Annotated in this window: 33 protein-coding genes; 3 read left to right on the top strand and 30 right to left on the bottom strand. The window is 71.3% G+C overall.

What is annotated here, in order from left to right; translation table 11 throughout:
• Positions 1 to 68: 68 nt before the first annotated feature.
• Entirely contained in the window at positions 69 to 278 is a 210-nt protein-coding gene (locus ACZ7BZ_RS14855; protein WP_470358660.1) for a hypothetical protein, read from the bottom strand.
• 141 nt (positions 279 to 419) lie between these two features.
• Between ACZ7BZ_RS14855 and ACZ7BZ_RS14850 the strand changes: the two genes are divergently transcribed.
• Positions 420 to 1,415, top strand: coding sequence for a LuxR C-terminal-related transcriptional regulator (locus ACZ7BZ_RS14850; protein WP_470358659.1), 996 nt, complete (start codon positions 420 to 422; stop codon positions 1,413 to 1,415).
• Here the strand turns inward: ACZ7BZ_RS14850 and ACZ7BZ_RS14845 are convergent.
• Positions 1,412 to 1,621, bottom strand: a complete 210-nt coding sequence (locus tag ACZ7BZ_RS14845) for a hypothetical protein (protein ID WP_470358658.1) — start codon at positions 1,619 to 1,621, stop codon at positions 1,412 to 1,414. The two genes, ACZ7BZ_RS14850 and ACZ7BZ_RS14845, sit on opposite strands and share 4 nt — an antisense overlap.
• Before the next feature lie 120 nt (positions 1,622 to 1,741).
• Between ACZ7BZ_RS14845 and ACZ7BZ_RS14840 the strand changes: the two genes are divergently transcribed.
• Complete coding sequence (locus tag ACZ7BZ_RS14840; RefSeq protein ID WP_470358657.1) at positions 1,742 to 1,984, top strand: helix-turn-helix domain-containing protein; 243 nt, start codon at positions 1,742 to 1,744, stop codon at positions 1,982 to 1,984.
• Positions 1,985 to 2,028: 44 nt separating this feature from the next.
• Here ACZ7BZ_RS14840 and ACZ7BZ_RS14835 read toward each other — a convergent pair whose 3' ends face one another.
• From ACZ7BZ_RS14835 to ACZ7BZ_RS14800, 8 genes are all read right to left on the bottom strand, one after another.
• Complete coding sequence (locus tag ACZ7BZ_RS14835) at positions 2,029 to 2,292, bottom strand: hypothetical protein (RefSeq protein ID WP_470358656.1); 264 nt, start codon at positions 2,290 to 2,292, stop codon at positions 2,029 to 2,031.
• A gap of 69 nt (positions 2,293 to 2,361) precedes the next feature.
• Positions 2,362 to 2,517 carry a hypothetical protein gene (locus ACZ7BZ_RS14830; RefSeq protein WP_470358655.1) on the bottom strand — a complete coding sequence of 52 codons (156 nt, stop codon included), beginning with the start codon at positions 2,515 to 2,517 and terminating at the stop codon, positions 2,362 to 2,364.
• Positions 2,518 to 2,689: 172 nt separating this feature from the next.
• Positions 2,690 to 3,184, bottom strand: coding sequence for a hypothetical protein (locus tag ACZ7BZ_RS14825; protein ID WP_470358654.1), 495 nt, complete (start codon positions 3,182 to 3,184; stop codon positions 2,690 to 2,692).
• A complete protein-coding gene (locus tag ACZ7BZ_RS14820; protein WP_470358653.1) occupies positions 3,181 to 3,402 on the bottom strand; it encodes a hypothetical protein in 222 nt (73 codons plus the stop codon). Before ACZ7BZ_RS14820 ends, ACZ7BZ_RS14825 begins: the two co-directional genes overlap by 4 nt.
• Positions 3,403 to 3,613: 211 nt before the next feature.
• Positions 3,614 to 3,838, bottom strand: coding sequence for a hypothetical protein (locus ACZ7BZ_RS14815; protein ID WP_470358652.1), 225 nt, complete (start codon positions 3,836 to 3,838; stop codon positions 3,614 to 3,616).
• An 86-nt stretch (positions 3,839 to 3,924) separates the two neighbouring features.
• Positions 3,925 to 4,767 (bottom strand): helix-turn-helix domain-containing protein, encoded by an 843-nt coding sequence (locus ACZ7BZ_RS14810; RefSeq protein ID WP_470358651.1) that lies wholly within the window; start codon positions 4,765 to 4,767, stop codon positions 3,925 to 3,927.
• A complete protein-coding gene (locus ACZ7BZ_RS14805; RefSeq protein WP_470358650.1) occupies positions 4,764 to 5,300 on the bottom strand; it encodes a DUF6879 family protein in 537 nt (178 codons plus the stop codon). Before ACZ7BZ_RS14805 ends, ACZ7BZ_RS14810 begins: the two co-directional genes overlap by 4 nt.
• Before the next feature lie 3 nt (positions 5,301 to 5,303).
• Positions 5,304 to 5,504 carry a hypothetical protein gene (locus ACZ7BZ_RS14800; protein ID WP_470358649.1) on the bottom strand — a complete coding sequence of 67 codons (201 nt, stop codon included), beginning with the start codon at positions 5,502 to 5,504 and terminating at the stop codon, positions 5,304 to 5,306.
• 171 nt (positions 5,505 to 5,675) lie between these two features.
• Between ACZ7BZ_RS14800 and ACZ7BZ_RS14795 the strand changes: the two genes are divergently transcribed.
• On the top strand, positions 5,676 to 5,849 hold the full coding sequence (locus ACZ7BZ_RS14795; protein WP_470358648.1) for a hypothetical protein: 174 nt from the start codon (positions 5,676 to 5,678) through the stop codon (positions 5,847 to 5,849).
• 62 nt (positions 5,850 to 5,911) lie between these two features.
• Here ACZ7BZ_RS14795 and ACZ7BZ_RS14790 read toward each other — a convergent pair whose 3' ends face one another.
• The 20 genes from ACZ7BZ_RS14790 to ACZ7BZ_RS14695 all read right to left on the bottom strand — a co-directional run bounded on the left by ACZ7BZ_RS14790 (position 5,912) and on the right by ACZ7BZ_RS14695 (position 23,801).
• The gene (locus tag ACZ7BZ_RS14790; RefSeq protein WP_470358647.1) at positions 5,912 to 6,184 is read right to left on the bottom strand and encodes a hypothetical protein; all 273 of its coding nucleotides are present in this window, start codon (positions 6,182 to 6,184) and stop codon (positions 5,912 to 5,914) included.
• Positions 6,181 to 6,447, bottom strand: coding sequence for a holin (locus tag ACZ7BZ_RS14785; RefSeq protein ID WP_470358646.1), 267 nt, complete (start codon positions 6,445 to 6,447; stop codon positions 6,181 to 6,183). Before ACZ7BZ_RS14785 ends, ACZ7BZ_RS14790 begins: the two co-directional genes overlap by 4 nt.
• 11 nt (positions 6,448 to 6,458) lie before the next feature.
• On the bottom strand, positions 6,459 to 7,565 hold the full coding sequence (locus ACZ7BZ_RS14780) for a peptidoglycan-binding protein (protein ID WP_470358645.1): 1,107 nt from the start codon (positions 7,563 to 7,565) through the stop codon (positions 6,459 to 6,461).
• Between the two features lie 109 nt (positions 7,566 to 7,674).
• Positions 7,675 to 8,478 (bottom strand): hypothetical protein, encoded by an 804-nt coding sequence (locus tag ACZ7BZ_RS14775; RefSeq protein ID WP_470358644.1) that lies wholly within the window; start codon positions 8,476 to 8,478, stop codon positions 7,675 to 7,677.
• Positions 8,479 to 8,482: 4 nt separating this feature from the next.
• A complete protein-coding gene (locus ACZ7BZ_RS14770; RefSeq protein ID WP_470358643.1) occupies positions 8,483 to 9,667 on the bottom strand; it encodes a hypothetical protein in 1,185 nt (394 codons plus the stop codon).
• Positions 9,667 to 10,752: a hypothetical protein gene (locus tag ACZ7BZ_RS14765; protein ID WP_470358642.1), complete on the bottom strand. Its 1,086-nt coding sequence runs from the start codon at positions 10,750 to 10,752 to the stop codon at positions 9,667 to 9,669. Before ACZ7BZ_RS14765 ends, ACZ7BZ_RS14770 begins: the two co-directional genes overlap by 1 nt.
• Before the next feature lie 12 nt (positions 10,753 to 10,764).
• Positions 10,765 to 11,613: a phage distal tail protein gene (locus tag ACZ7BZ_RS14760; protein WP_470358641.1), complete on the bottom strand. Its 849-nt coding sequence runs from the start codon at positions 11,611 to 11,613 to the stop codon at positions 10,765 to 10,767.
• Complete coding sequence (locus tag ACZ7BZ_RS14755) at positions 11,613 to 15,098, bottom strand: phage tail protein (protein WP_470358640.1); 3,486 nt, start codon at positions 15,096 to 15,098, stop codon at positions 11,613 to 11,615. Before ACZ7BZ_RS14755 ends, ACZ7BZ_RS14760 begins: the two co-directional genes overlap by 1 nt.
• 6 nt (positions 15,099 to 15,104) lie before the next feature.
• Complete coding sequence (locus ACZ7BZ_RS14750) at positions 15,105 to 15,257, bottom strand: hypothetical protein (RefSeq protein WP_470358639.1); 153 nt, start codon at positions 15,255 to 15,257, stop codon at positions 15,105 to 15,107.
• 50 nt (positions 15,258 to 15,307) lie between these two features.
• The gene (locus tag ACZ7BZ_RS14745; RefSeq protein ID WP_470358638.1) at positions 15,308 to 15,763 is read right to left on the bottom strand and encodes a hypothetical protein; all 456 of its coding nucleotides are present in this window, start codon (positions 15,761 to 15,763) and stop codon (positions 15,308 to 15,310) included.
• 44 nt (positions 15,764 to 15,807) lie between these two features.
• A complete protein-coding gene (locus ACZ7BZ_RS14740; protein ID WP_470358637.1) occupies positions 15,808 to 16,377 on the bottom strand; it encodes a major tail protein in 570 nt (189 codons plus the stop codon).
• Entirely contained in the window at positions 16,377 to 16,913 is a 537-nt protein-coding gene (locus ACZ7BZ_RS14735; protein ID WP_470358636.1) for a hypothetical protein, read from the bottom strand. The genes ACZ7BZ_RS14740 and ACZ7BZ_RS14735 overlap by 1 nt, the downstream gene beginning before the upstream one ends.
• Positions 16,913 to 17,353, bottom strand: a complete 441-nt coding sequence (locus tag ACZ7BZ_RS14730; RefSeq protein ID WP_470358635.1) for a hypothetical protein — start codon at positions 17,351 to 17,353, stop codon at positions 16,913 to 16,915. Before ACZ7BZ_RS14730 ends, ACZ7BZ_RS14735 begins: the two co-directional genes overlap by 1 nt.
• Positions 17,353 to 17,781 (bottom strand): HK97 gp10 family phage protein, encoded by a 429-nt coding sequence (locus ACZ7BZ_RS14725; protein ID WP_470358634.1) that lies wholly within the window; start codon positions 17,779 to 17,781, stop codon positions 17,353 to 17,355. The genes ACZ7BZ_RS14730 and ACZ7BZ_RS14725 overlap by 1 nt, the downstream gene beginning before the upstream one ends.
• On the bottom strand, positions 17,781 to 18,464 hold the full coding sequence (locus ACZ7BZ_RS14720; protein ID WP_470358633.1) for a hypothetical protein: 684 nt from the start codon (positions 18,462 to 18,464) through the stop codon (positions 17,781 to 17,783). Before ACZ7BZ_RS14720 ends, ACZ7BZ_RS14725 begins: the two co-directional genes overlap by 1 nt.
• Positions 18,465 to 18,466: 2 nt before the next feature.
• Positions 18,467 to 18,778, bottom strand: a complete 312-nt coding sequence (locus tag ACZ7BZ_RS14715; protein WP_470358632.1) for a hypothetical protein — start codon at positions 18,776 to 18,778, stop codon at positions 18,467 to 18,469.
• A gap of 68 nt (positions 18,779 to 18,846) precedes the next feature.
• Positions 18,847 to 20,166 carry a phage major capsid protein gene (locus ACZ7BZ_RS14710; protein WP_470358631.1) on the bottom strand — a complete coding sequence of 440 codons (1,320 nt, stop codon included), beginning with the start codon at positions 20,164 to 20,166 and terminating at the stop codon, positions 18,847 to 18,849.
• Between the two features lie 159 nt (positions 20,167 to 20,325).
• Positions 20,326 to 21,195, bottom strand: a complete 870-nt coding sequence (locus ACZ7BZ_RS14705) for an HK97 family phage prohead protease (protein ID WP_470358630.1) — start codon at positions 21,193 to 21,195, stop codon at positions 20,326 to 20,328.
• Entirely contained in the window at positions 21,192 to 21,536 is a 345-nt protein-coding gene (locus tag ACZ7BZ_RS14700; protein WP_470358629.1) for a hypothetical protein, read from the bottom strand. The genes ACZ7BZ_RS14705 and ACZ7BZ_RS14700 overlap by 4 nt, the downstream gene beginning before the upstream one ends.
• A complete protein-coding gene (locus ACZ7BZ_RS14695; RefSeq protein WP_470358628.1) occupies positions 21,537 to 23,801 on the bottom strand; it encodes a phage portal protein in 2,265 nt (754 codons plus the stop codon).

The raw sequence follows: 23,801 nt of genomic DNA, 5'->3' as shown, positions 1-23,801 counted from the left end.
CCCCCGATAGAGGCGGAAGCTGCGACGGGCGCCAGGCAGGCCGCCTGGCGCCCGTCAGGATTCGACGCCTAGCCCCAGGTGGAGTCCGCCAGCGTGATCTCCGGCGTCGGCGTCGGGGTCGGGTCCGGCGCGGTGAGGCCCCACGTCGAGTCGGCCTGCGTAGACTGCACCGACCGGCCCCAGGTCGAGTCCGCCAGCGTCGAACTGGTGGCGCCGATACCCAGGGCGGCGGCGACCACCAGGCCTGCGGCCGCGGCTCCGATGACCGTGCGCTTCATGCGTACCTCCTGTCAGCGGCAGGTGCGGCGCCGCCGAGGTGATGAGTGGTATGCGACCAGCCTGACGCCTGTACAACGCTCAATCAAGCCTTCTATGCTGCTACTTATTACATCTGCGACAAATAGCAGGAGTTGACGAAGGTGAGCAGCAACGTCGTCTCGGGGTACGCGCTCGACAGCGACATCAGCGCCGGCGCCCGCGAGCTGTATGTCCTGCTCTCCATCGCCGGCGGAATCGCCCCCGACCCGGTCGCACCAGAGCTGACCGAGCTGCTGGCCTTCGGGCTCATCACGCCGCACCCTGACCAGCCCGCCGACCGCTATCTCGTCCTGAACCCGACCCTCGCCGCCGCGCGGCGCCAGGCCGAGCTGTACCGAGCCGCCCGGGACGCGATCAGCGCGGCCGAGGCACTCCCGGACGCGCTGCGTGACCTCTCCATCTCCTACCGCAGCACCGAGCGCCCCCGGGTCGGCGCCGTCGAGTACCTGGAGGGCACGCAGGCGATCAACGCCCGGGTCAGCGAGATCATCGCGGAAGCCACGCAGGAGCTGCTGACATCCCAACCGCACGGGCCGCGCCCGCGGGCCCGACTCGACATCTCCCGCCACCGTGACCTGGACGCCATCCGTCGCGGGGTCTCCATGCGCACCCTCTACCGGGCCACCGCGCGAGCCGACGAGACCACTGCGACCTGGACCGCGCAGATGACCGAGGCTGGCGGCCACGTCCGTACGCTCGACGGCGGATTCGCGCGAGCGATCGTCGTCGACCGGCACTGGGCGGTGATCGACGACCCCACGGCGCGGGCGGACCAACTGCAGGCGGTCTTTGTTGAGGACATCGCTGCCGCTGGCTACGTCGCAGATCAGTTCGATCGGGACTGGCGCCGCGCGGCCCCATGGACCGGCAAGGAGCCACGTGAAGGCGAGCGGGCGCTGACGGACCTGCAGATCTCCATTTGCCAGCTCCTGGCGACCGGTCAGGATCAGCGCCAGATCGCCCGGGAGCTGGACGTCAGCCACCGTACGGTGACGCACCAGATCGCGCAGATCAAGGACGCCGCCGGCGTGACATCGATCTTTCAGCTCGCGATGTGGTGGGAGCGGCGCGCGGACGGCGGGTCGTTCGAGGGCTAGCCTCGGCAAGCAGAGTGCCGCTCGACCCGTCGCGTGATCGCATTGATCGCGGCGTTCGCACGCTGCACCTCGGCGGCTTGCTCGGACGTCCCGGTGGGATGGCGGCCGTGGGCGGCGAGGATCTGGGCCGCGGCGATGATGTCGCGTGCGGCCTCGCCGAGGTCGAAGGGGCGGCCCAGGCTCCAGCCTGGTGGGCGGTTGATCATGCGAGGTACTCCCAGTCCGGTCCCCCCGGGCTGCAGTGGGTCGATCCTATCGAACGAATGCGCGATAAATGGCGGCATACTGGTACAGACTTTTGATCATGGTGCCGTCAGCGTCGAGAGGTGCCAGCCCCGTACGAGCCCGACGACCAGCAGATCCGCCTCCGGCGCGACGTGGGAGCGCGCATCCTCTCCCTCCGTCGGCGCGCCGGCCTTACCCAGGAGCGCCTCGGCGAGCACGCGAGGATCGACCGGCGCACGGTTGGCAGGATCGAGAATGGCGCGGTGCCTGTGACGCTTGATCAGCTCGGGGCGATCGCCCGGGCCATCGGCGTGCCCGTGTGGCGGCTGGTCCGAGACGAGTAGGGCCTGGCCGACCGCACCGCCGTACGGCCGGCCAGGAGTCGGTGCTACTCGGTAGGCGGTGGTGTCGGCGGCGGCGGGCTGGACGGCCCCGGCGCCGGCGGCGGCGGGTGACCCAGCCCGCCGGGGTTGCCGGACGGCTTGCGCTGTCCGTCGTCCTGCATGGCGTCCTCCTCGTGTTCCTCGTCCGCCGGAATCTGGTCCGGCGGGGGCAGGGTGGGGTGCGTCGGCACCCGGTTGGGGCTGCGGGATCCACGGCCGCGCTGGCCGCGCCACCGGCCCTGGGCGTTCGGGGGTACGGTGCCGCTCATGGCGTCCTCCTCGTGCTGATGGGGGGTCACCATCGTGACGCGACTGGCCACCCCGCGTGCCCGGTACGACTATCCGGCGTCCATCTCCCTGAGCCGATCCACGGCCTCGCCCGCCCGCCCGCACGCGTCGTCATACGCCGCGTCAGAGCCCGCGCCCCGCCCATCTCGGGTAGCCTCCGCCAGATTCTGCAGCTGTTCGAAGAACGCGTCGTCCGGGTCACTCATACACTTCTCCTCGGTTCGGTCCCCTGGGCGTCCAGGGGCGGGCAGTGCTCGACCACCGACATGTACTGGGTGAGGTCCTCAAGGAATCGGCCCTCGACGTAGCGCCCGCAGACCGGGCAGACACCCCACTCCGTCGACTCATCGGCCTCGACCGGGGCCCCGTCGACGACACTCACCGGGCCACCCCGGGCAACTGCCGGTACCCGGCGAGGTTCACCCGCGCACGGATCCAGGCATCGGCGATGTCCCGAACCGAGAACTCGAGTGGCCGGGCAGCGGTACCGGCATGCACCAGCCAGCCGGTGTCGGAATCCCGGATTCCCCACCGTTGCTGACCTGGGCGGGTGGTCGGCAGCTCCTCGACGGTGTACCGGCTGGCGACTCGCTGGGCGTGGGTCAGCCCGTCACCGTGACTCACCCGAACGATGGCCATACGGCCGTCGGAGAGAGCGATCGGCACATCCGTGACCGCGTCATCGCCCATCCAGCGCTCGAGGTCGGCCGTGCGGCCGGAGCCGAACAGGCACTCCATCGCGCGACGCTGACGCTCGTCCATCGGAAGCGAGCCCACCACCCGCCACAACGTGTCCAAGGCCTCCAGCACGGGCCGGGTGACCCGCTCCAGGTGGCCGTCCACCGCAACCGTCAGAGTGCCATCGAGGTTCATGCCTCGTCTCCTACAGCGTCATGGAACGGTTGGCTCAGTGCGTCCGTCGCGACGGCACAGGGCCACAGGGCACTGCAGCGCACGCACAGGCCGCCGTTGCTGCGGTGCTCGTCCAACCGCATGCGGGCCGTCGCCGCGTCGGCGTGGTGCTGGGTGTCCCGGCGGGGCGACCGCAGGCGCCCGCGCGGGACGATGTTCACGAGATCGGCAGTACTCACGCGGTACCTCCCGATAGATGTCGGCCGCACGCGCAGCCGGTGGCAAGGCAGAGGCAGGTCAGGACGGCGACGCGGGCCTCATCGCGGAGGCCGCCCGGGCACCCGTGATGGGCGCCGAGCTGACACTCCGCGCTGACGTACCGGCCAGCGGCGCGGACATCGAGCGTGATCACGATGCTGTCCGGCGGTGGCGGCCAGCTCACGACGGCCGTCACGACTCGCCCTCCAGGCACGCGGGGTGGGCCACCACGGGCCAGCCGAGCGGCGCCGTCGTCTCGCCGGTCGACGTGTAGACGTGCCCGGCAGAACAGAGCGGGGCGTTGGAGGTGCCCGAGCCGCCGCACGTGCAGCACTGGCGTGCGTGTAGCTGGTCGTCCGAGAGCCCGGCCGCCGAGGGATAGCCGCCCGGCAGCAGGGCCACCAAGTGGTCTGCCATGGCACGACGGTAGGGGTCGGCGATTCTCGGATCGACCGCTGATGCTCGATGATTCTCCGGCAGCCAAGAACCGTTCTTGCTGATGCTCAGCCGGGGTTGAGCATCGCCCGGGCTCGGCCGATCAGCCGATGGGCCTGATACCCCGAGACGGCGCTCTCGGCCAGCCAGTCCCAGGCGCGCCGGTAGAGCGCGATGTCGGGACCATCGTCGAGCCAGAGTTCCGCGTTGATCGTCTCGACGATGACGAGCCGGTCGTCGTAGATCCAGAAACCGTGAGCAGGCGTCCGACGAAGAGATGCCCCGAGAGGAATGATGCTGATCTCAACCGTGTCCAGGCCGAGCAGCCCGACAAGCCGATCAAGCTGGGCAACCATCACCGTTGGCGGCCCGACAGCAACGTGAAGCGCCGCTTCCCAGAGCAGGAAGCGGAAACGCCTGCCGGACTCGTAGAGCGCCTCTTGGCGCCGTATCCGGGAGCGGACAGCCTCCTCGGTGTCCCGCGGCGACTCGATGAACTCAGCGCTGGCGAGCAGCATGTGCCGCGCATACTCCGCGGTCTGCAGGAGTCCCGGAATCCGCGCCGCCTCGAACGCATCGATCCGCGAGGTCCGGCGTGTCTCCAGGACTGCTGCTTCCTGGCGCTCGCGGTGGCCACCGGCCAGCTGCCGACGCCACGAACGGTACTGCGTCTCCAGGCCCCGGAGGCGAGCCTGCAGCTCCGCCGTGACCTCCGGGCGGCCAGCAGCAGTTGCCCACGCGGATAGGTCGCCTGGGCTCGGTGTCTGGCGGCCGGTCTCGATCTTCGACACCTTCGACTGCACCCAGCCAAGACTCGACGCCAACGCGCGCCCGGACAGGTTCGCCTCGGCGCGCAGCTCGCGCAGCCGCACGCCAAGGGCGATCCGGCCCTTCTGGAAATCGGTGCTCACACGCCGGACGCTACCGCCGCGGCGAACCGGTGGGTGGGCACTGCGTAGTGCCAGGCAGCATCACGCGCTTGGCATCCGGCCAGCACCTCCGCCGGGTCGGAGATCAGTTCGACGCCGAGGGTGCGGTCTTCCTCGTCGAAGTGAAACCTGGCGAGGGTCGTGCTGTCGAAGAGCCAGAAGTCGAAGTTCGGCAGGTCGAGCCGGTCCGCGTCCGCGCGCCAGATGTTGCGGATGTCCTCTCCGGCCTGGACGTTGCCCAGACCGGACGCGAGCAGGAAGCGCTGACCGTCGGTGATCGGGTTGTCGACGATCCGGACCCGCTCGAACCGGCGGCCCGCCGCGACGGCCGTCCGCACGTTGACGTTCCACGCGACGTCGGGCTCGTACTCCGGCATCTGACCAGCGAGATAGGCGCGGTAGCGGGCCCCGGCTCGGTCGGAGGCGTAGCCGCGGCGGGTCTCCAGCCTGAACGCGGTGTGCTTGAAGGTGGTGAATAGGTGGCCGGCCTCGGCGAACGGGACGATCTCGGGCACCGTCTACTCCTTCGGGGCAAACCGGGTCAGCAACTCCCGGGGGATGACCACCCAGGTCTCACCCGGCTTGACGTGCTTTAGCTGGGCGATCGCCTCGGGGTCAGTGAGCTGGTCCCCCTGGACCACGATGTCGCCCGTATCGGTCTCGTACAAAGTCGGGCAGTCACCGTGCTCGCTGGTGCTACCGAGGAACCTGAGCTGCATGGCGCTCTCCCTCTCCGCTGGGTGGGGTACCAGGATGGCCCTGCCAGTCCAGGAGCGCGGCAGGAATCACCGAATCAACGGGCTCGGAGCTTGGTCACAGGTCAGTCACAGCGGGACGGCCCCACAGAGGCGGACCGGTAGGTTCGTGACCCACCGGCCACTGGAGGACCCGTGCCCAAGATCGTCAGCAGGCGCCCAATGGGCCCGTTCGCCCTCACCGGCCACATCGTCATGATGTTCTGCACCGCCGGCCTGTGGATCCCCGTGTTCTTGATGGCGCGCCGAGGCCGCAAGACCGTCACGAAGTACAAGGGGTTCGACGGCCAGTACCCGCCGCAGGGCTGACCCCACCCACGACAACGCCCCCGCTCGGCCGGAGCTGAGCGGGGGCGTACGTGCGGATGCTCTCAGTCTTGCGGCCGCACCGCATCCTCGATCCGGTTCACCGCGTCCCGCAGCGACGACCCGCTGTTCGGATGCAACTCGTGCTCGATCCGATCCAGACGCTCCATCACCCCCGGGCGCGCCGGAACACCCGGGCGCGCCGGAGTGCCCTGCCAGTCCTCGGTGAACGTCTCCATCGTGCGCGTGAGACGTCGAGCCCAGCGTCCCACCCACGCCAGCGCAGCCGCCGCTGCAGAGCCCACCGCCGACCAGGCGACCAGGGTTTCGACGCTCACTGACCGTCCCGGATCTGCGGGAGGTCAGCAGCCCGAGCCGCGTCCGCGTCCGCGCGCGGGGTGTGCCGGGCCTGGTACGCCGCCACCCCGGTGACAGCGGTCGGCAGCAGCGCCAGGAGCCACGGCGCCAGCCACCCCGGCAGCCCACCGAGGAGGCTGGGCTGGTCCTGCAACGTGGTGAGCACCTCCAGCAGAGCGGTCGACCCCAGGTAGGTAGCGGCCGCGGCGGCCTTGACCTTGGTCTCGATCGGTCCATTCGCCATGATCAGTCCTCCTAGGCGGTTACGGTGAAGTCGTGGACGGCGCCGAGGCGCTGGAGCGATTCGCGGCCGGGGATGCCGTCCGCGTCCGACCCGGAGTAGCCGCAACGGCGCTGCCACGCCGAGTAGGCGCTGACGGTGCGGGTGCCGAACGAGCCGTCCACCCAGCTCGGGTCCAGCAGGCCCTCGTCCGCCAGCGCCTGCTCGACGATCTGCACCTCGGGTCCGTAGGTCTGGTGGCCCTGCTCGGCGCCCGGATCGGTCTGAGCGGCGGCGATCAGGTGCGCGAGCGACAGCGCCCGTGCGCCGGGCAGCGACCCGAGCAGCCGCTGCAGCGAGTCCGGGCCGGGCACGCCGTCCGCGTCGCTGCCGCTGTAGCCAAGGCTCCGCTGGAAGTCGGCGTAGTTCTCGGTGTCCGCGTCCGTCCAGTCCGGGCCCGGGCCCTGCTGGTAGTGGGCGCCGTAGCCAGCCGCGACCAGCGCCCGGCCGACCTCAGTCACCTGGTCGCCCTGGGCTCCGTAGCCGTACATCAGGCCGTTGATCGTGGTCTGGTACCGGGCCGGGACCGGGACCGGGGTGGGCTGGGTCGGAGTCTGCGGGGTGCCGACCTGGGCGGTCGGGTTGCCGCCGAGCGCCGGGTCCGCGCTGATCGTTCCCTCGGGGTAGTCCGGGGCGCCGTAGCCGTACGGGCTGCCGGGGCCGCGACGCGGGCGCTGGCGGGCGTACACGCCGTCGCCCTGGGCGGACCCGTTGTCGTTGGTGTTCCCCTCGATGGTGAAGATCCACTGGTCGTCGTAGCCGGTGACCACGCCGACGTGGTCCTGCCCATGGCTGCCCAAGTAGAACGGGCCGCCCAGCACCGGGTACTCGGTCCATCGGCTGTGCTGCTGCCACCAGTTCACGGCGTCCGCGCACGACGCGGTGATCGGCCAGCGGTCGCTCATGCCGGACTGGGTGGCGCCCCATGCGGTGAACGTTGCGCACCACGCCTGGCCCTGTGACCACTCCAGGCCGGGCGTCGCGGGGCTGAACTTCTGGATGTTGTTCCACGTGCCGTCGGAATCACGGCCCTCGTGGTAGCCCTCCTGACTCATGAGCAGGGCGACAAACTCGTCACGCATGGATGCCTCCTGGGTAGGCGGAGATGCCCCCGGGAACGGCACACAGGGGCCCAACTCCTCCGGAGCGTAGGGAGATCACCCACAGGGGCACCCTGGCTACCAACAGCCCCTACGCGCCCAGCAGGTACGCGCCGACCATCTCCGCCCGGATCGTGCCCCCGTTACCGTCCACACCCCCGGTCGTCGCACCCGACGTCCGCTGCACCTGCACCGCGACCCGCACCCACGTGCCGGGCGCGTACCAGGGGGTCAGATCGACCGTGACCTGCGGATACACGTAGTTGAAGTTGGCCGGCACCTGGCCCGAGGCCACGGTGGTGGTGCTCGCCACGACCACCCGGTAGTCCCCGCCCGTGTTCTGCCCGCTCACCTGGTCCCCGACCAGACCGACGGTCAGGGCCAGACGCGGGCTGTCGCAGGGCACCTGCGCGACCAGCAGCTCCTGCCATGAGGCGTTCGGGGTGCGCGGGCTCGCGTAGTAGCCAGAGCCGCCGAACCCCACCGGCCTCCAGGGGTACGAGACGCCCTTGCCGCTAGTCGTGTCCGCGCTGATGACGAAACTACCGGCCCGGTCGTAGATGGCCAGGCCTTGCGACCCGAACCCGGGGTGGCTCCAGGAGCTGGCGTCCTGCTGGGCGAACAGCAGCTCGTTCCCCGGGGTGTCCCGGCGCATCTGGATGCCCATCTGCGGGGTTCCGTTGGAGTCGGGCATCCGGATATCGCCGATGCGGATGACCTCCCGGGTGGGGTCCTGAGCGGACATGACGATGATGGCGCCGCCCTGCCGGACCCTCAGCGTCCCGTTGGTCAAGGTGGTGGAGCCGACTTGGTTGGTGCGGATCAACTCGGCGATGCGCCGCTCCAGCTCCGCCACCCGGTCCTCCAGGGTCTGCTGCCGCAGGTACTCGGGCATGCCGTCACGCTCCGCAGGTCAGGGCGACCTTTTCGGGGCCGCCGGTCACACTCACCTTGATGCTGAGGATCCTCAGCTCCTGCACCACACCGGCTGGGTAGTACGTCCCCGGGTCGATCGCGAACAGCGCACTGTCGCCCACGGTGTAGGAGCCGAGGACGGGGTCGGAGTCGGCGTCCACCGTGAACGTCGGCGCCGTCGTGGCCTGCGACCGGGCGTTCAGCGAGGCCTGCGCGTGGGCCTGGATGGTGTTCTGCTGGGTCACTCCGTCGAACGTCTCCACGGACTCCATCAGCGGAACGCCGGCGCCCCACTGGTCCGGGGCCTCGGCGACGCCGGTCACCACGTCCTGGCCGGCACCCGACCCGCGGGCCCAGCAGCGGTTGGCGTACTGCATGCCGTCCTCCGGCCAGTCCGGGGCGACGATGTTGCCGCCCGGCCCGTACTGGAAGAGGTACCCGGTGGCGGCGGCGGTCCGGCCGCGGCGTGGGGACCAGACGGCCCACCGCCGGTACCGGCTGCCGTCGCTGTTCCAGCCGGCCTGGATCCCCCAGTCGAACCCTCCGTCGACGGCAGCGAGTTGGCGGATCAGGGTGAGGATGTCGGTCCGCTGCTGGGCCGGGTCGTACGTGCGGGTGCGGGTCACCCCGGTGGGGTTGACCAGCGGGTTGGTGTCGACGTGGATGGTGCCCGCGTTGCTCGGGTCGGCCTCGGCGTACCGCAGCAGCGACCAGACGATCCAGGCCTGGTCGTCGTACATGCGCTGGCCGTCCGGGACGTACCGGGTGTCTGCGCCGTTGGCGACCAGCAGGCTGTAGTCCGTGCTGAGGAGCCTGTTCACGAACCGCTTCTGCCAGTACGACGCGAACTCGGCGCCCCCCAACTCCATCCCCCAGATGATGCCGTTCGCAGAGGTCAGCGGGCGCCTGGTCCAGATGATCCCGGCCCACACGATCACGCCGTCACGGTCGATGTACAGGGCAGTACGGCGCGGGATGGTGGCGTCCATCGGGCCGAGCTGCGCGATCTCGTCGGCCAGCGGCACGGTGCCCTTGAACGTGCCGACGCCGTTCAACTCCGTGCTGTACTCGGCGCCGATGACGGGCAGCTCGGCCAACACCCGGTCCGTCACCAAATCACAGAACAGATAGGTGTACCGGTGGACCGGGGCGCCGGTGGGCGTGGTCATCAGCTGGCCGCCTCGTACTCGATCTGCGCGTGAACGGCGGCCGAGGATGCCCACCCGTAGACGTTGGTCGGGTTCGCCAACTGCTGGGTGTTCGTGTACCCGAAGATGCTGGCCGTAGTGGGGCTGTTCGAGAACGTGATGACAGCCACCGGCCGGTACGCGATGCCGGGGTCGTCCCACCACCCCGAACTGTGAGCGCTCTGCCCCGCGCCAGCGGCGGGCACCGGCAGGCTGAACGTCACGCCGCCGGACATGGTCGAGCTGGTGCCCCACACGAGGGTCGCCTGGGCGGTGATCCGGCGGCCGATGCGGCACCACCGGCCGCTGGAGACGCTCGCGCCCATCGTCACCCCGGTCCACGCCGGGGTGTAGGTGTTCCAGGCGCCGGCGGTGATCTGCTCGTCGGTCATGACCTGCCGGGTGCTGCCGTCGGACCGGCCGTACCGCAGGATGCTGGTGTCGGTCAGGTACATCACCTGCCCGGGGGCGGGGTGGTCGGGCACCGCGGTGGAGACCACGGGCAACACCCCGCCGGCCGCAACCTGGAACTGCCGGGCGTCGGTCACCTTCGCCGAGGTGATGCTGGCGACTCCGGCGTCGACCGCGATGTCCGCGAGGATGACGCTGTTCGGCGGGATCGTGCCGCGCGTCGTGGCGCCGGCCGAGGCCGCGTACGGGCCCTGCACCACCACCAGGGAGGCGGAGTTGATGGTGCCCAGCGTCTCGGCGTCCAGCACCTGCACACACACGCTGTCCTTGCGGTACTGGCTGCCGGACGATGCCGCGATGGTGAGGTTCACGGTGGCGTCGTTCACTACGGTGTACGCGCCGTAGTTCGCCAAGTCCCGGTTCTGCACGTACGCGATGCCCGCGCTGACCTGGACGGTCATGTTCGGCGTCGCCTGGGCGGACACCGCCAGCTGCTGCTGCTGGTAGCTCGGGCGCACGCCACCGCGGGTCCGCAGCGAAGCCTCGTCCGCACTGGACCCGTGGTAGCCGAGCAGGCCGGTCATCACCGCGAGACGGTCGGTGCGGGCGGAGTAGGTGCCGGCCTGGAGCCAGGCCGGGGGCGTGATGATCGCCATGGGAATCTCTCCTTACAGGGTGGCGTCACGCCACGTGACGGTCAGGTAGGTGGGCTGGGTGCCATCGCCGTACGGGTCGCTGCGGTAGACGAACGTCGAGCTGCCGGGCGGCATGATCGGCCAGTCCGATCCAGCGATCACCCAGTCCCGACGCGGCGTGCTGCCGTTCGCGAGGACGGCCCGGTTCGACGTGTTGATCAGGACGTAGTCGCCCGGGTTCAGCGTGCTGTTGAGCTGGAGGACGGCGCCGGTCTCGGACAGCTGCACCGATGGCCGGACGCATGGGCCGTCGATCCGCAGCACCGGGTAGGTCTCGGAGGCGCCGTTGTTGACGCACGTCACCGAGCCGCCCGCGCCGCCCGTGCCGTACAGCCACGGGTAGGTGCGCGGGTAGGAACGGCCGGATGCCGGGGCGTAGGCCAGCACGGGGCCGCCGGTGTACTGGGCGAGGGAGTACAGCCTCGGGTCGGCACAGTAGAACTGCACCTGCGCCACCGAGGTCCGCAGCAGCGCGCCCGCGTCGTACGGCACCCGCCGCCGACGGACCTTCGCCCAGACCATCAGCCCGCGGTCCAGGAACTGCAGCTGCAGCGGCGCCGGGCCGGGCTGGAACGCGCGCTTGAGCGCGGTCGTCAGCCGGCCGAGGTCGTCCGGGTCCTGCCCCCGCAGGGTGATGCCCATTGTGATCACCCGCGCGCCGACGTAGTCCGGGCCCGTCCAAGTGCCGTGCGCGCCGGTGCGGTCGACGTCGTACGCCCGCACCTCCGGCATGTCGTCCAGGTCCGGCAGATCGCTGATGGCGTAGGCGGTGCCGGGCCCCATCGTGAGGCCGTTCCAGGTGACGCGTCCGACAGCGGCCACTACCGCACCCCCAGTCCGGCCTGCCAGGACAGCTCACGGCTGACGTCCTGGGCGGTGGCCTGCGATCCGTACATGTTGATCGTGTTCTGCTGCATCACCGGCCGGGCCCCGCCCGCGTACGCGCCGGTCAGCGCGCCCGGGGAGCCAGCCAGCGCGAGGCTGTCGCCGGTCAGCGCACCGGCGATCTCGGCAGTGATGCCCTGGAGTTGGTCGCGCAGCCGGGGCACGCGGGCGCCGATGCCGGTCATCAGGCCGTCGATGATGAGTCCGCCAGCGGGGGCGAGGATCGTCTTGTCTCTCTCCGCCGGGCCCTTCCAGTCGGGCAGCAGGTCAGTCAGCCCGGACAGGGTGTCCTTCACTCGGTTGAACCCCGACTTGAGGCCGTCGATCAGGCTGGAGATGATCTTCTTTCCGACGTCGAGCAGGGAGTTCGCGAGCCGGGCGAAGGCCTCGCCGAGCTGCTGCGGCAGGTCCCAGAAGACCTTGACCACGGCCGACGCCAGCCCGGACAGCAGCTGCTTGCCGGCCTCGACCGCGCCGGACAGGTCGCCACGCAGCAGGCTGGTGACCAGCCGGAGCGCCGGGACGAGGATCGCAGTGATCGCCTGGCCCAGCTCGCCCGTGAACACGGCCGCGAGGCGGACGATCAGCTGGATGATCGGCTGGATGATCGGCATCAGCGCGTTCAGCAACTGCCCCGCCAGCGCGGCCAGTTGGGTCAGCAGCGGCGCCAAGGCAGTGACGACCTGCACGAAGCACTGGGCGAGCAGTGGCAGCGGCAGCTCCTGGATCAGCTGGGCCAGGATCGGCAGCACGACGCCTGTCAGCGTCGTCACCAGCGCGACGAACGGCCCGATCAACTCGGGCAAAACACCCAGAACAGGCGAAAGGGTGTCGCCGAGCACCTGGGCCACGGCGGCGATCACCGGGGCCAGCTGCTGACAGATCACCGACACCCCGGCCAGCAGCGGAGTCAAGAACGGCAGTGCCGCACTAACCAGCTGACCGATCAGCGGCAGCAAGGGGGCGCCGGCCTTGGCCAGCTCGGACAAGGCCTGGGCGGCGGCGATCAGCACCGGGCCGCTGGCGGCGAGCACCTGCTGAAGGGCAGGGCCGAGCGCGGCCAGCAGGGCCTGCACCCCGGGGGCCAGCGCGGCGATCACCGGGCCCAGGATCTGCAGGGCCTGACCGAGCAACGGGGCTGCCACAGAGGCGAGTTGACTCATGGTCTCGAACAGAGACTTCAGCCCCTCCTGCACGGCCGGGGTGGAGAACGCGCCAGCCGCCGCCGCGGTGACCTTCTCCAACGTTGAGACGAACCCGGCGCCGGACTGCTGTGCCGCTCCGAACACGCTGCCGACGATCCCGCCGACGTTGCCCAAGACGTGGCCCATCTGCCCGACCAGGTCGACGGCCTGCTCGATCGCCTGCTGCATCCCGCCGCTGGCAAACGACTCGTTCATCCGCTGCTTGAGCCGGTCCAGGGCCGCAGCGCCGGCCGACGACAGCCGCTCGAAGCTAGGGCCCGCGGCGGCGCCGACCTGGACGAGGCCCTGCACGATCGTGGCCGGCAGCTCGTGCATGTCGGACAGGCCGCGAGTCGCGGAGTCGAGGGCCTGCCCCAGCACTCCGGTGCGGGCCATCGTCCCGGCGGTGTCCAGCGCGCCCTTGGCCATCAAGTTCAGGGCGCTGCCCGCGCTACTGAGCCTGTCCTGCAGCACCGGCAGCACCTGTTCGGCCGTGCTCCGCAGGCTGTCCGCCAGCCCCGCGAACAGAGCCTGCTGCACCTCCAGGCGCAGGCCGTCCAACCGGGGCTTGAGGGCGATCAGCTCCTCGACGAACGCGCGCGCCGCCGGCGCCAGGTGCGCGAGGGCCTCGCCGAGCTTGTCGACCCCGCCGGCCGCGCCTCCGCTCTTCTGGTTGAGGGCCTCCTGGGCGTCGGAGACCGCCCGCAGGCCCTTCTCGGCGGTCCTCGCCTGCTCGACCTCAGCGTCCATCAACGCCCGCTTGCGGTCGGCGAGTCCGCGGTCGGCGGCGGCGATACGGTCGGCGGCCTGCACCTGCGCGTCCGCGGCGGCCTGGGCCTTGTCGCCGACCGTGCGGGTGGCGTCCTCGACCTTGGCCTGCGCAGCCACCACCTTCTGGCTGCCCTCGACCCCGGCCGCGTTCGCGGCCTCGACCTGGGCCTGCAGCCGGGTGTACGCGATGCCCTGCTCGTGCAGCCGCTGGGTTGCCTGGTCGAGCGCCAGCAGGGCCTGTTCCTTCTGCCGTTCGGTGGCCGTCGGGTCCGCCAACGTCTTGTTGAGGGACTCCTGGGCCTCCTGCACCCGCAGCGTGTTCTCACGCTGGTCGAGCCCGGAGTCGGTCAACCGGTTGTTCAGGTCCTCCAGGTCCATGGACGCCTGCCGGCGGGCGTCGGTCAGCGCCTGCTGGGCCGCGAGGCTCGCTTTCTGGGCGTCGGCGAGATTCCGTTCCGCCTGGGCGACCGAGCGGGCGGCCTGCACCTGCGCGTCCGCGGCGGCCTTGGTGGCGTCGCCCACCGATCGCTGAGCGTCCTGCACGCGGCGCGCGGCCTGCTCGTTGGCGTCCGCGGCCTGCTGCATCGCATCCTGCACCGCCCGCTGGGCGTGCGCGGCCTGCTGGGCAGCCCCTGCCGCCGCCGCCGCGCCGCCCGCCGCCGGCGCCCACGCTGCCTGGACCGCCGCACCGATCCCGCTGGTGCCGATCTTGAGAGCCCCCACCGCCGAGCCCACCGACAGCAGGGCGGTCGCCGCCAGCCCGGCGGCCGGCGCCATCGCCACCAGCGCAGCCGACAACCCGGCCACCACCGGGACAGCGGAGCCGAGCACTGCGCCGACCGTCGCCCCCGTCGAGGCGATCGACGCCAACGGCCGGACCGCCCCGCCGGCCGAGGTGGCCAGTCGGTCCAGGCTCCGCCCGGCCCTCTCGGGGCCGTCGCTCTCCCCGACGTGCTCGGCGACCTCGTGCACTGCCTCCAGCTCGGCTACGGCCCGCCCGGCGTCGACGTCGACCTCGACCCGCGCCCGCATCTCGTCGATGTGGCGGACCGCGCCGGCGATGCTCTCCAGCTCGGCGAGGATCGCGTCCGTGTGCAGGTCGAACCGGATGTCCGGACGCTCGGCGGCGAGCCTGCGGAACGCGGCCTCGATCTCCTCGATCTCCGCCCGGGCCGCGGCGGTGTCGACCTCGACATCGACGGGCCGCTGCCAGATCTCGACCATCCGCGCGCGCAGCTCCTGCACCTCGCGCTCTGCATCGGACAGGTCCGCGTGCAGGTCGATGTCGGGGATCGTGCGGAACGCCTGTTGCAGCCGGGCCCGGGCCGACTCGCCCATGGACGCGCCGAGCCGGTTGCCGACCGCGGTCCCCTCGCGGGTCGCCTCGGCCTCGGCCCCGGCGATGCCGGACAGGTCGATGTCCAGGCCGGTGACCAGCCGCGGCAGGTCGATCCGCTCTCCGGCCATCAGGGGTCAGCCTCCAATCGGCATCTGGGAGAGGGCCATCAGGCCCTCGCGGGTGGCGAACATGCCCGGACCGTCTTCGTCGGGTTCGGCGTCTTGGTCGGCGGCGCCGGTGGCGATGCGGTGCCGGTCGATCAGGGCGTGCAACAGGACCGGGGACATGTCCCAGAACTCAGCGGTGGTACGGCGGAGCGGGACGGTGCCCAGGTAGATCAGGTCAGCCCAGGCGATGTGGTCGGGGCCGGGGCGTCGGCGTTTCCCGAGCTGCCGGTGCCGAACGCCTCGACGAGGGAGGTCTGCATCGCGGCGGCGTACTCGCGGATGAACTGCGGGGCAAGGAGGTCGCCGAGGTCGCTGCCGTCGGACGACCGCTTGTAGACGATCTCCTCGACGGTGCGGGCGCCGGCGGCGTCGACTCGGTGGCGGACGAGCGGGATGAACCCGCCGCGCTTGCCGACGAGCCCGGCGCCGATCAGGTCCATCAGCGGCCCGAACGCGGCACCGTCGCCACTCTGGTCGATGGCGGCCTGGATGCCGGTAACGGACCCGAAGCGCTGTTCGAGCAGGGCCAGGCTGCGGAAGCTGTACCGCAGCCCGGCCGTGCTGCCGTCGGCGAGCGTGATGTCGATGGGCTGGGCGATGGCCTGGGCGGCTGTGAGGTCAGACATGGTGAACTCCCCTGGGTGGCGTGGTTGGTGTGCTTCTCGACCGGCTACGGGATCGCGACGGCGGTCTCGTTGAAGGTGATCGACAGCCACCGGCCGTTCGAGGCGAGCGGCACCGCGGACACCTCGAACTTGGGGATCCTGTAGTCGTCGCCGGCGAACCCCAACTCGGGGAACTTGCTCAGCTGCACCTTGTGGAGGACGACGTGGACGTCCCCGCCGATCAGCGACGATCCGTTCGGCGGGGTCACGCCCTCGATCTTGAAGTAGTTCGGCGTCGAGGCGCTGGTGAGGTCCCACACGGACTTCTGTGCGGGGGTGACGCCGCTGTCGGTGACGGTGCCGCCGAGCATTACGGCGAGTGCGTCCAGGGACAGCAGGGCGTGCTCAGCGGCGCCGGTCACGCCGTCGATGTAGGCCGCCGTGTCCAAGATCGTGTTGTCGCCCCTGAGGGTCTTGGACTGCATGTTGCCGGAGACGGCCAGCGACTTGATGCCGGGCACGTCCACGGAGGTGGAGGCGTAGACCGGGGTACCTCCGGTCGGGTCGCTCGTGAGAGCAGTGATCTTGCAGTCGACGATGCTGAACATCTTCGTGACGTGGGACAGGCCGGGCATCAGATGCTCCCTTCGGGGTCGGTGTCGGCCAGCTCCTGGCCAAGGGTCGGCGGGGTGATCGGCGGTGTTGCCGGGCCCGGGTCGGTCGGCGGCGGGTCGGCCGGCGGCGTCGAGGGGGCGGGCGGGAGCAGACCGAGCGCGGCCTGCATGTCGTGGATGGTCCGCTGGACGGCGGCCGGCCACTGGGCGGCCGCGGCGTAGCGCTCCGATCCGGCCTGCCACGGCAACCAGCCGCCCCACACGTACTGGGAGGTACCGGGCATGCCCTGGGTGCCGGGGATGGCGACGGCCCCGGTGCGGCCGGCGTACCAGGCCGGGAGCTGCCAGGCCGGCCATGTCGGGTCCATGTGCGCAGGGTCGGCCGGGTGCCACCAGCCCTGCTGCTCGACCAGGGCCTGCGGGTACCAGGTCTGCCCGTCGGGGGTGGGCTCGGAGACGGGGCCAGTCGGTGGCGGGGTGGTCCCGGTGCCGCTGTCCGGCGGCGGGTCGGTGGGCGTGCCGGTGCCCGGGTCGGTGGGGTCGGTCGGGGTGCTCATCAACTGCCCTTCTGCAGGGTGCGGGTGACCATGACGGTGATCACGTGGCGGACGACGTTGTCGGCGATCGGCTCGCGGTGTGCGGCCGTGAACTGCACGGCGGTGATCTGCGACGAGCCGGGCCCGGGTACGAGCGGCTGGGAGCACAGCCACATGACCCGGTCGGCGAGCTGGTAGTTCTCGGCGTCCGGCGCGGTGCCTACGGCCTGCTGGCGGGCCTGCTGGACGACGTCGACCTGCACCATCTCCTGGATGGTGATCTGCCGGGCGGGGTCGCCGTAGTCGCCGTTCGCCGTGGGGTGGGGCAGGTAGTTGGTGCCCTCCTGCACGACGACGTATGGCAGGGCCTGCCCGGGGCGGGGCCCGTCGCGGAACACCGGTACGCCGCCGAGGAGCGGGGCGAGGTAGGCGCGGAACGAGCCCGCGGTCGTCTGCGGCATCAGCGGATCCCTTTGGCGTGGTTCCGCAGGAAGGTGGACGCAGCGGCGATCGCCGGGCGCATGAACGGCTGGGCCTGGGTGCCGGGGTGGTTGACCCGGGCCACGGGGTGCGCGGCGCCCGGCCAGAACAAGGCCTTCTTGTCCTTGGGCACGATGACGTGCGGAGCCGTCCCGTACTCGACGTCGGCCGCGTAGGTCACGTTCGTACCGATCGTCACCGAGAAGCGGAACCGGCCGCCGGACGGAACGGCCTGGATGCTGGACCGCAACCTGCCGGTGTCGACCGGGCACAGGCCCTTGGCCATGGTGACCATGTCGTTCGCAGCGGCCTCGGTCGCCTCCCGGGCTGCGCCGGACAGGCGGTCCAGCGCAGCCCGCAAGGCACCCTGGAACTCGGTCGAGTCGACGCGGTAGTTGAGGCCGGCCATCACAGACCCGCCAGCGCCGGACGGGCGTTGAGGTAGGGAGCGAGCATGACGTCGGCCTGGGCCGAGCCGGTCGACGGCCGGAACCCGACGACGTACTTGCCCTCCTCGTCCTGGGCCGGCTGGACGCGGACGTTGTTGCCCTCGTCGTCCACATCGAGGCCGCCCTGGTTCGCCGGGTCGCCGCCCGGCCGGGCCTTGGCCTCCAGGGCAGCGGCGACCAGCGCGGTGGCCTGGGCCACGATGGGCGGTGGGGCATCCCAGCCGAACGAGCCCGTGACCTTGACCTGCTGGGCGTTGTAGTAGCGCATCAGCCCCCACCACCCGCCGTTCCACGGCTCGGCGCCGGCCACGAGCACGTCATAGCCGCCGAACCCAACCTGCACCGCATCCACGTCCCCGGTCACCGCGGTGGAGCGCACGACGTAGGCGGTCGGCTGCAGCTGGACCTCCGGGGCCACCACGGGCAGCGGGTACGGCTGGATGCCGGTGACCGACCGGACCCGGCGCGGCAGCAGGACGAGGCCGTCCTGCTGCAGGTCGGCGACCACGGCGGTGTCGCGCGGCTCCCACCACTGTTGGGTGAACCGGTCCACGGCGTCCTGGGCAGCGAGGATCCAGGCCGTGACCTCGGCATCGGTGCCGGTCGCGCCCTGGGCCCTCGCCTGCTCCACCGTGCAGTACACGCTCAGTCCTCGGCCGCGGGTGTGAACTCTGCGTCGTCGAGGGCCTGGCGGGCCCACGCGGTGACGGTGCACCCGGCGGTGGTGATCTGCTGGGCGTGGCCGCCGGGGTGGTCGTGGACGACCGGGCCGTCCGGGTGGCCGGTGCTGTCGAGGGCCTGGTAGGTGTCGGCGGGGGCGATGCTGCCGGTGTCCCAGCCGACGAGCGAGGTGTACTGCTGGGGGCGGACGGTGGAGGGGACGGCGCCGGCCATGCCGATGATGCCGTCGGTGACGGGCGTCGGCGGGGCGTCAGCGGGGCGTTTGGCGGGCGGCATGGTGGTCTCCGTTCGGCAGGGGGTGGGCCGGGCGCCCGGGGAGTGGAGGCGCCCGGCCCGGCTCGGGGTCAGACCGTGGCGGCGGCGAACGTCACCTTCACGAACGCCTTGGGCTGGTAGACCGCCAGGTTGGCGCGGAACTCGGCGAGGATGACCAGCACATTCGCTGTGAAGAAGTCGGCGTGGCTGTCCGTCATCAGGACGCTGATGCCCTGGCGGGACCACAAGGTGGCGCCCTGCCGGAACCCGCCGACCAGCGCGGTTCCCTGCGCGATGGCCACGGTGGAGACGACGTTGAGGCCCCACACGCGCTGGGCAGCTTCACCGGCGACGTTGGCGATCACCCGGAACACGCCGCTGCCGGGGGCCTGGTCCAGCTCGATCGACTCCCAGTCCTGCGGGTGCACGACCACGCCGTCCGGGGGGAAGCCTGCGATCTCCGCGACGGTCTTCGCCCGGCGGATGTCCACCAGCGGCGGCTCGTCGGTGGCCGGCGCGGTCGGCTTCGGCTGCTGGTAGGTCCCGATGCCGGGCGTGGTGAGGATGCCCTGCATCTCCGTGCCGCCGTTGCCGGTCAGCAGCTGCCGGTCCCGCATGAACCGCAAGCCGTAGGTCAGTCGGCCCTGGATGTAGCCCATGAGCTGGCCGTTGTCGTCCGCAGCCTGCCTCGTGATGGGCATCCAGTGCGCGCAGGTCTTGAGGGTCGTGGTGATGGTGTCGAACGTCATGGTCGACATCGGCTTCTGCGTGCCCTCGGGCACGACTGCGGCCTTGTTCCACGCGGAGCCGGCGCCGGCCGGGCCGGAGGTGTCGCGGATGTACTCCAGAACGTTGTAGTCCGCGTTCTGCTGGTCGAGGAGGTCAGCCACCAGCAGCGGCAGGTCCGGGGTGGTGGGGACGATCCCGGGGACGAGCTGCGGCAGGTGCGGAAAGCTCGGGTTGGTGATGGTGCCGGCCGGGGCATCGGCGCGGCCGAGGAGCCGGTTCGGGTCGACGTCAGCCATCTCCAGCTGGAACTGGCCCCGCTTGTCGCGGGCGCGGAACTCGGCCAGCGCCTGGGACTCGGTGAAGCGCTGGGCCACGGAGCGGAACGTCGCGGCCTCGGCGGGGGTGAGCGGGGCGCCGTCAGCCGGGGGCTTCGGTGCGGGCGGGGCGGTACGCAGCAGCTGGGCGCGGGCGGCGACCCGGTCGGATTCAGCCTGGAGGGCGTCGGCGAGGCCTCGGGCCTCGGTCACGATCTCCTGGACCTGCTCGGTCGTCAGGCTGGTGTCGTCGAGGCGGGCCAGCAGCGCGGTGCGCTGTTCCTCCAGGGTGGGCGCTCCACCACGGATCGGGTAGATCGGGCGGCCATCCTTGCGGTAGCCGACCGGGGCGAGCTTCACCGTCATCGGTGGCTCCTTCGAAGTACGGGGCGCCGTCCAGGCACCCGAGCGAATCGGGGGACTCTGGACGGCAACACCCGCCTCTACGCCGACCACCGGACCCCGGCCTGCCAGCGCGCTGTCACCGTAGCCACGCGCTGATCAGGGGCAGCGCGGCTACACGTGCTACCGGCCGGTAACGGGCGTCAGCCCGGCCAGCAGCAGGCCAGCCGCGGCCCGCGCGCGCTCCAGCTCCAGCTCGGCCGACGCGGCGCCGCCGGCCGCCGGGGGCTCCTCGCCGCCGGTCGGCTCGGCCTCGTCGTCGGGGTCGTAGATGCCCATGACGTCCATCACCTGATCGACCACGGCCTCGGCGGCGACGAGGAGGTCAAGAGCCTGGGCGACTTCCTCGGGCAGGCCCTCGCGCGGGTACTCGCCGGCGAGCTGGACGGCCTGGTCGAGGATGCCGTCGAGGGCGGCGACGAGGGCGGTCGGGTCCTCGTCGGCATCGGCCGCCCGGATGTGGGCGGCGGTGCGGACGCCGGTCAGGGCGGAGCCGGGGACGGCGGCCATGCGGGCGGTGATCTGAGAGACCTCGACCAGCCGCGCGCTGCGGATGTTGGTCTCCAGGTCGGCGCGCTGCTTGTCGGTGAGGGCGTCGTACTCCTCCCAGGTGGCCGGGAGATCGGTGCGGATGAACCCGACGGACAGCTCGGGCGCGGATCCACTGAGCGCGCGGGCGCGGGCGTCGCGGCCGGCCTGAGTGTCGTCGTAGCGGCCGGAGATGGCGAGGTGGTCGCCCTTCTCGCGGGCGGTGAACGTTCCGATGGGCTTCCCGGGGTCGTGCATGTCGAGCAGGGCATACGTGCCGGCGTCCAGGCCGCCCTGGCGGAACACCCGGGGTTTGAACACGGTGCCGTAGGAGTCGACCACGCCGTACCGGCAGGCCACCCCCTCGAACGTGCCCTCGTCGCCCTCGGCGGCGCGGATGTTGAGCTGCTGCAGTGGAACCGTGCGGTACTGCACGCCGGTCCCCGGGACGGTGCGGCGGTTCACAGGGCCGGTCCGTTCTTCCGGGCCTGAGCAGCCTCCCAGTAGGCCTGCTGGACGCCGCCCATGATCCGGTCGTGAAGCGGCGACTTGGCGGGCGCGTACCGGTAGACGGCCACCCGGTCGGCGTCGTAGCCGTCGAACTCGTACGTGATGTCGCCCTTGGCGAACACCAGGTGCTCCGGCAAGCCGTCGCTCACGTCGACGGCGCCGCGAGTGCCGTCCATCGGGCCGCGGCGAACCTCGTGCGCGGGAACGCCGAACGGGACGGTGACGCCGCGCATCTGACGGGCGTCAGCGGCCTGCAGCACGCAGGCGCGCTCGGTGGGGGCCAGCTCGGTGGTCATCTACTTCTCCTTCGAGTAGGTGAGGGTGCAGCGGCAGTTGATCGACTGCGAGGCAGGGGCCGCCGGGTCGCCGGGCCACCGGGACTGGACCGCGGCGAAGGTGTCGCCGAGCGGGACGGTCTTGCCGGACTCCAGCCGGTGCGAGGCCCGGGTGCGGCTGTCCGCGGTGGCGAGCCAGGTCTTCGACGTCGCGCCAGAGCGCTCGGCGGCGACCAGGCCGGCAGCGTTGAACGCGCCGACGGTTTCGGTCCGGGCGATCATCTGCGCGCGCCAGTCGGTCAGGTCGCTGAACACCTTCTGCAGGCGGGCCCGCAGCTCGTCCACGCTTTCGCCCTGCTGGACGCCGTGGTGCAGCAGCTGGGCCCGCAGCGCGGCCTCGGTGGTCTGGTTGATCTGCCCGGCGAGGACGTCGAGCCGCTTGCCCAGCTCGGCCAGCACCTGCTCGTCCATGTCGAAGCCGTCGCCGAGCTGATCCGCGACGTGGCCGCCGCCGGTCCGCCACGCTGTCTCGTACCAGCCGCGCAAGGTGTCCTTGGTTCGGGCAACCCACTTCCGGGCGTTGAAGATCTTGCGGACGTTGATCCGGACCGCCAGATCCTCCGGCGCAAGGTCGAGCCGGGTCAGCCGGGCCGGAGGCTCGTCCTCGGCGTCCGGCGGCGCGAAATGGGCGCCCCGCTCGTACGCCTCGCCAGCCACCTGCCGGACGTCCGCCAGCCACAGCGCGGCGGCCCGCTCCCCGCGCATCAGCAGGTCGAACTCCCGCAGGGTCACGGCCTGCTGGCGGCGGCCGAGTTCCACCAGCAACGGCTGCAGCAGGGCCTCCAGGCGCTGGTACAGGCTCTGCTGCGGGTCCGGGCCCGGGTCATGGTGCAGCACGGTGGTTGCCCGGGCGGGGAGTTCGGGCAGCGGCCGGTCGGCGACGACGCGTTCCAGCAGGGCGAGCATCCGCGCGACCCCTTCCTCGACGGTCGGCGCCGGGGCGGGTGCGGGAGTGAACTGGGCGCGGTACGGGGTCAGGGTCATCTGGCCGATGCCGCCGGGCAGCGGATCCATGCCGATGGTGGCCCGGACCTCGTCGATCATCAGGACGTCGTTCTGCAGGTATCCCTGGTTGCGGCCGGCCTGGGCCTCCAGATCCTCTTGCAGCGCCGGGACGCCGTTGAAGTCCCAGGCGACCGTCCAGCCGACGTCGGGCAGCAGCTGCAGGTCCGTGATCGAGGCCATGACCTCCATCTGCGGCACCAACGTCTCGGTCCAGACCGCGGCCTTGGCCTCGGCCTGGTTCTCGTACGTCGAGCCGCCGAGCAGCGCATCCCGGCGGACGCCGAACGCCAGCATCACCTCCTCGGCGGAGTGCACCCGGCTGTTGAGGTAGTCCATCTCCGCCGGGCTCATGGCCAGGCTCGTGAAGCTGGCCCCCTGCCCCGCGGTGCCGGCATCGCTGCCCTGCCCGGCGATGAGGAGGTGCCTGCCAGCGTTCTGAACGCCCTCGACCTGGGACCGGAACGCGGCCACGGTCCTGTTGAACGTCTGCTCGTCCATGTCGCCGAGGTTGACCACGCCGCCCGGCCGGGCGCCGTTCTTGAAGCTCTGGCGCTGCCAGGTCGCGGCGTAAAAGTCGGCGTCAACCGCCGACCTTGCGGCCTTCCACGGGGCCATCACCGCGAGCGGGTCGTACGGATCCGAGAACCTCAACCACAGCATCTCCTCCGCCAGCACCGGCACGCGGACTCCGTCGGTGCGCTCGATGACGTAGCCGATGATCTGGGCCTGCGGGACGGCGTCGGCGGCGCGGGTTGCGACGATGGTCGTCACGCGGTCGTAGACGTACCAGAGTTCGTCGGGGGTGCCGACCGGGGTGCGGCCGTTGTAGTTCAGCCAGAGGTGGCATTGCCCGTCGAGCTGCAGCCGCATCATCGAGAGGGCCTTGAGCACCTGGGCGGGCATGGTCCTGTTCGGCATGACGTTCCAGAGCTGCGACAAGGGGTGTAGCTCGTCCAGGTCGCCGTCCGGGCCGCGCACGACCAGGTCCACGGAGGCGGCGTTGTTGGCGAGCATGCTGATGCACCGGTAGGCCACCGCGCTGTTGCTCCAGCCCTTGGCGCCGTTGCCAAACACGGAGTCCGCCGACCACGCGTTCCAGCCGCCCGCGCCGGACGGGAACGTCGTCACCGACACCCCGCCGCCGAGCAGCGAGTCCCGCCGCTGCACCTCGGCCGGCCCGTGGCCCCGAAGCGCGTCGTAGGCGTTCCTGATCCGTCCCAA

This window comes from Kitasatospora sp. NPDC036934 (assembly GCF_055608425.1).
Note: the sequence above shows the minus strand (reverse complement) of the source record. Positions and strands in the feature narration are given on the sequence as shown.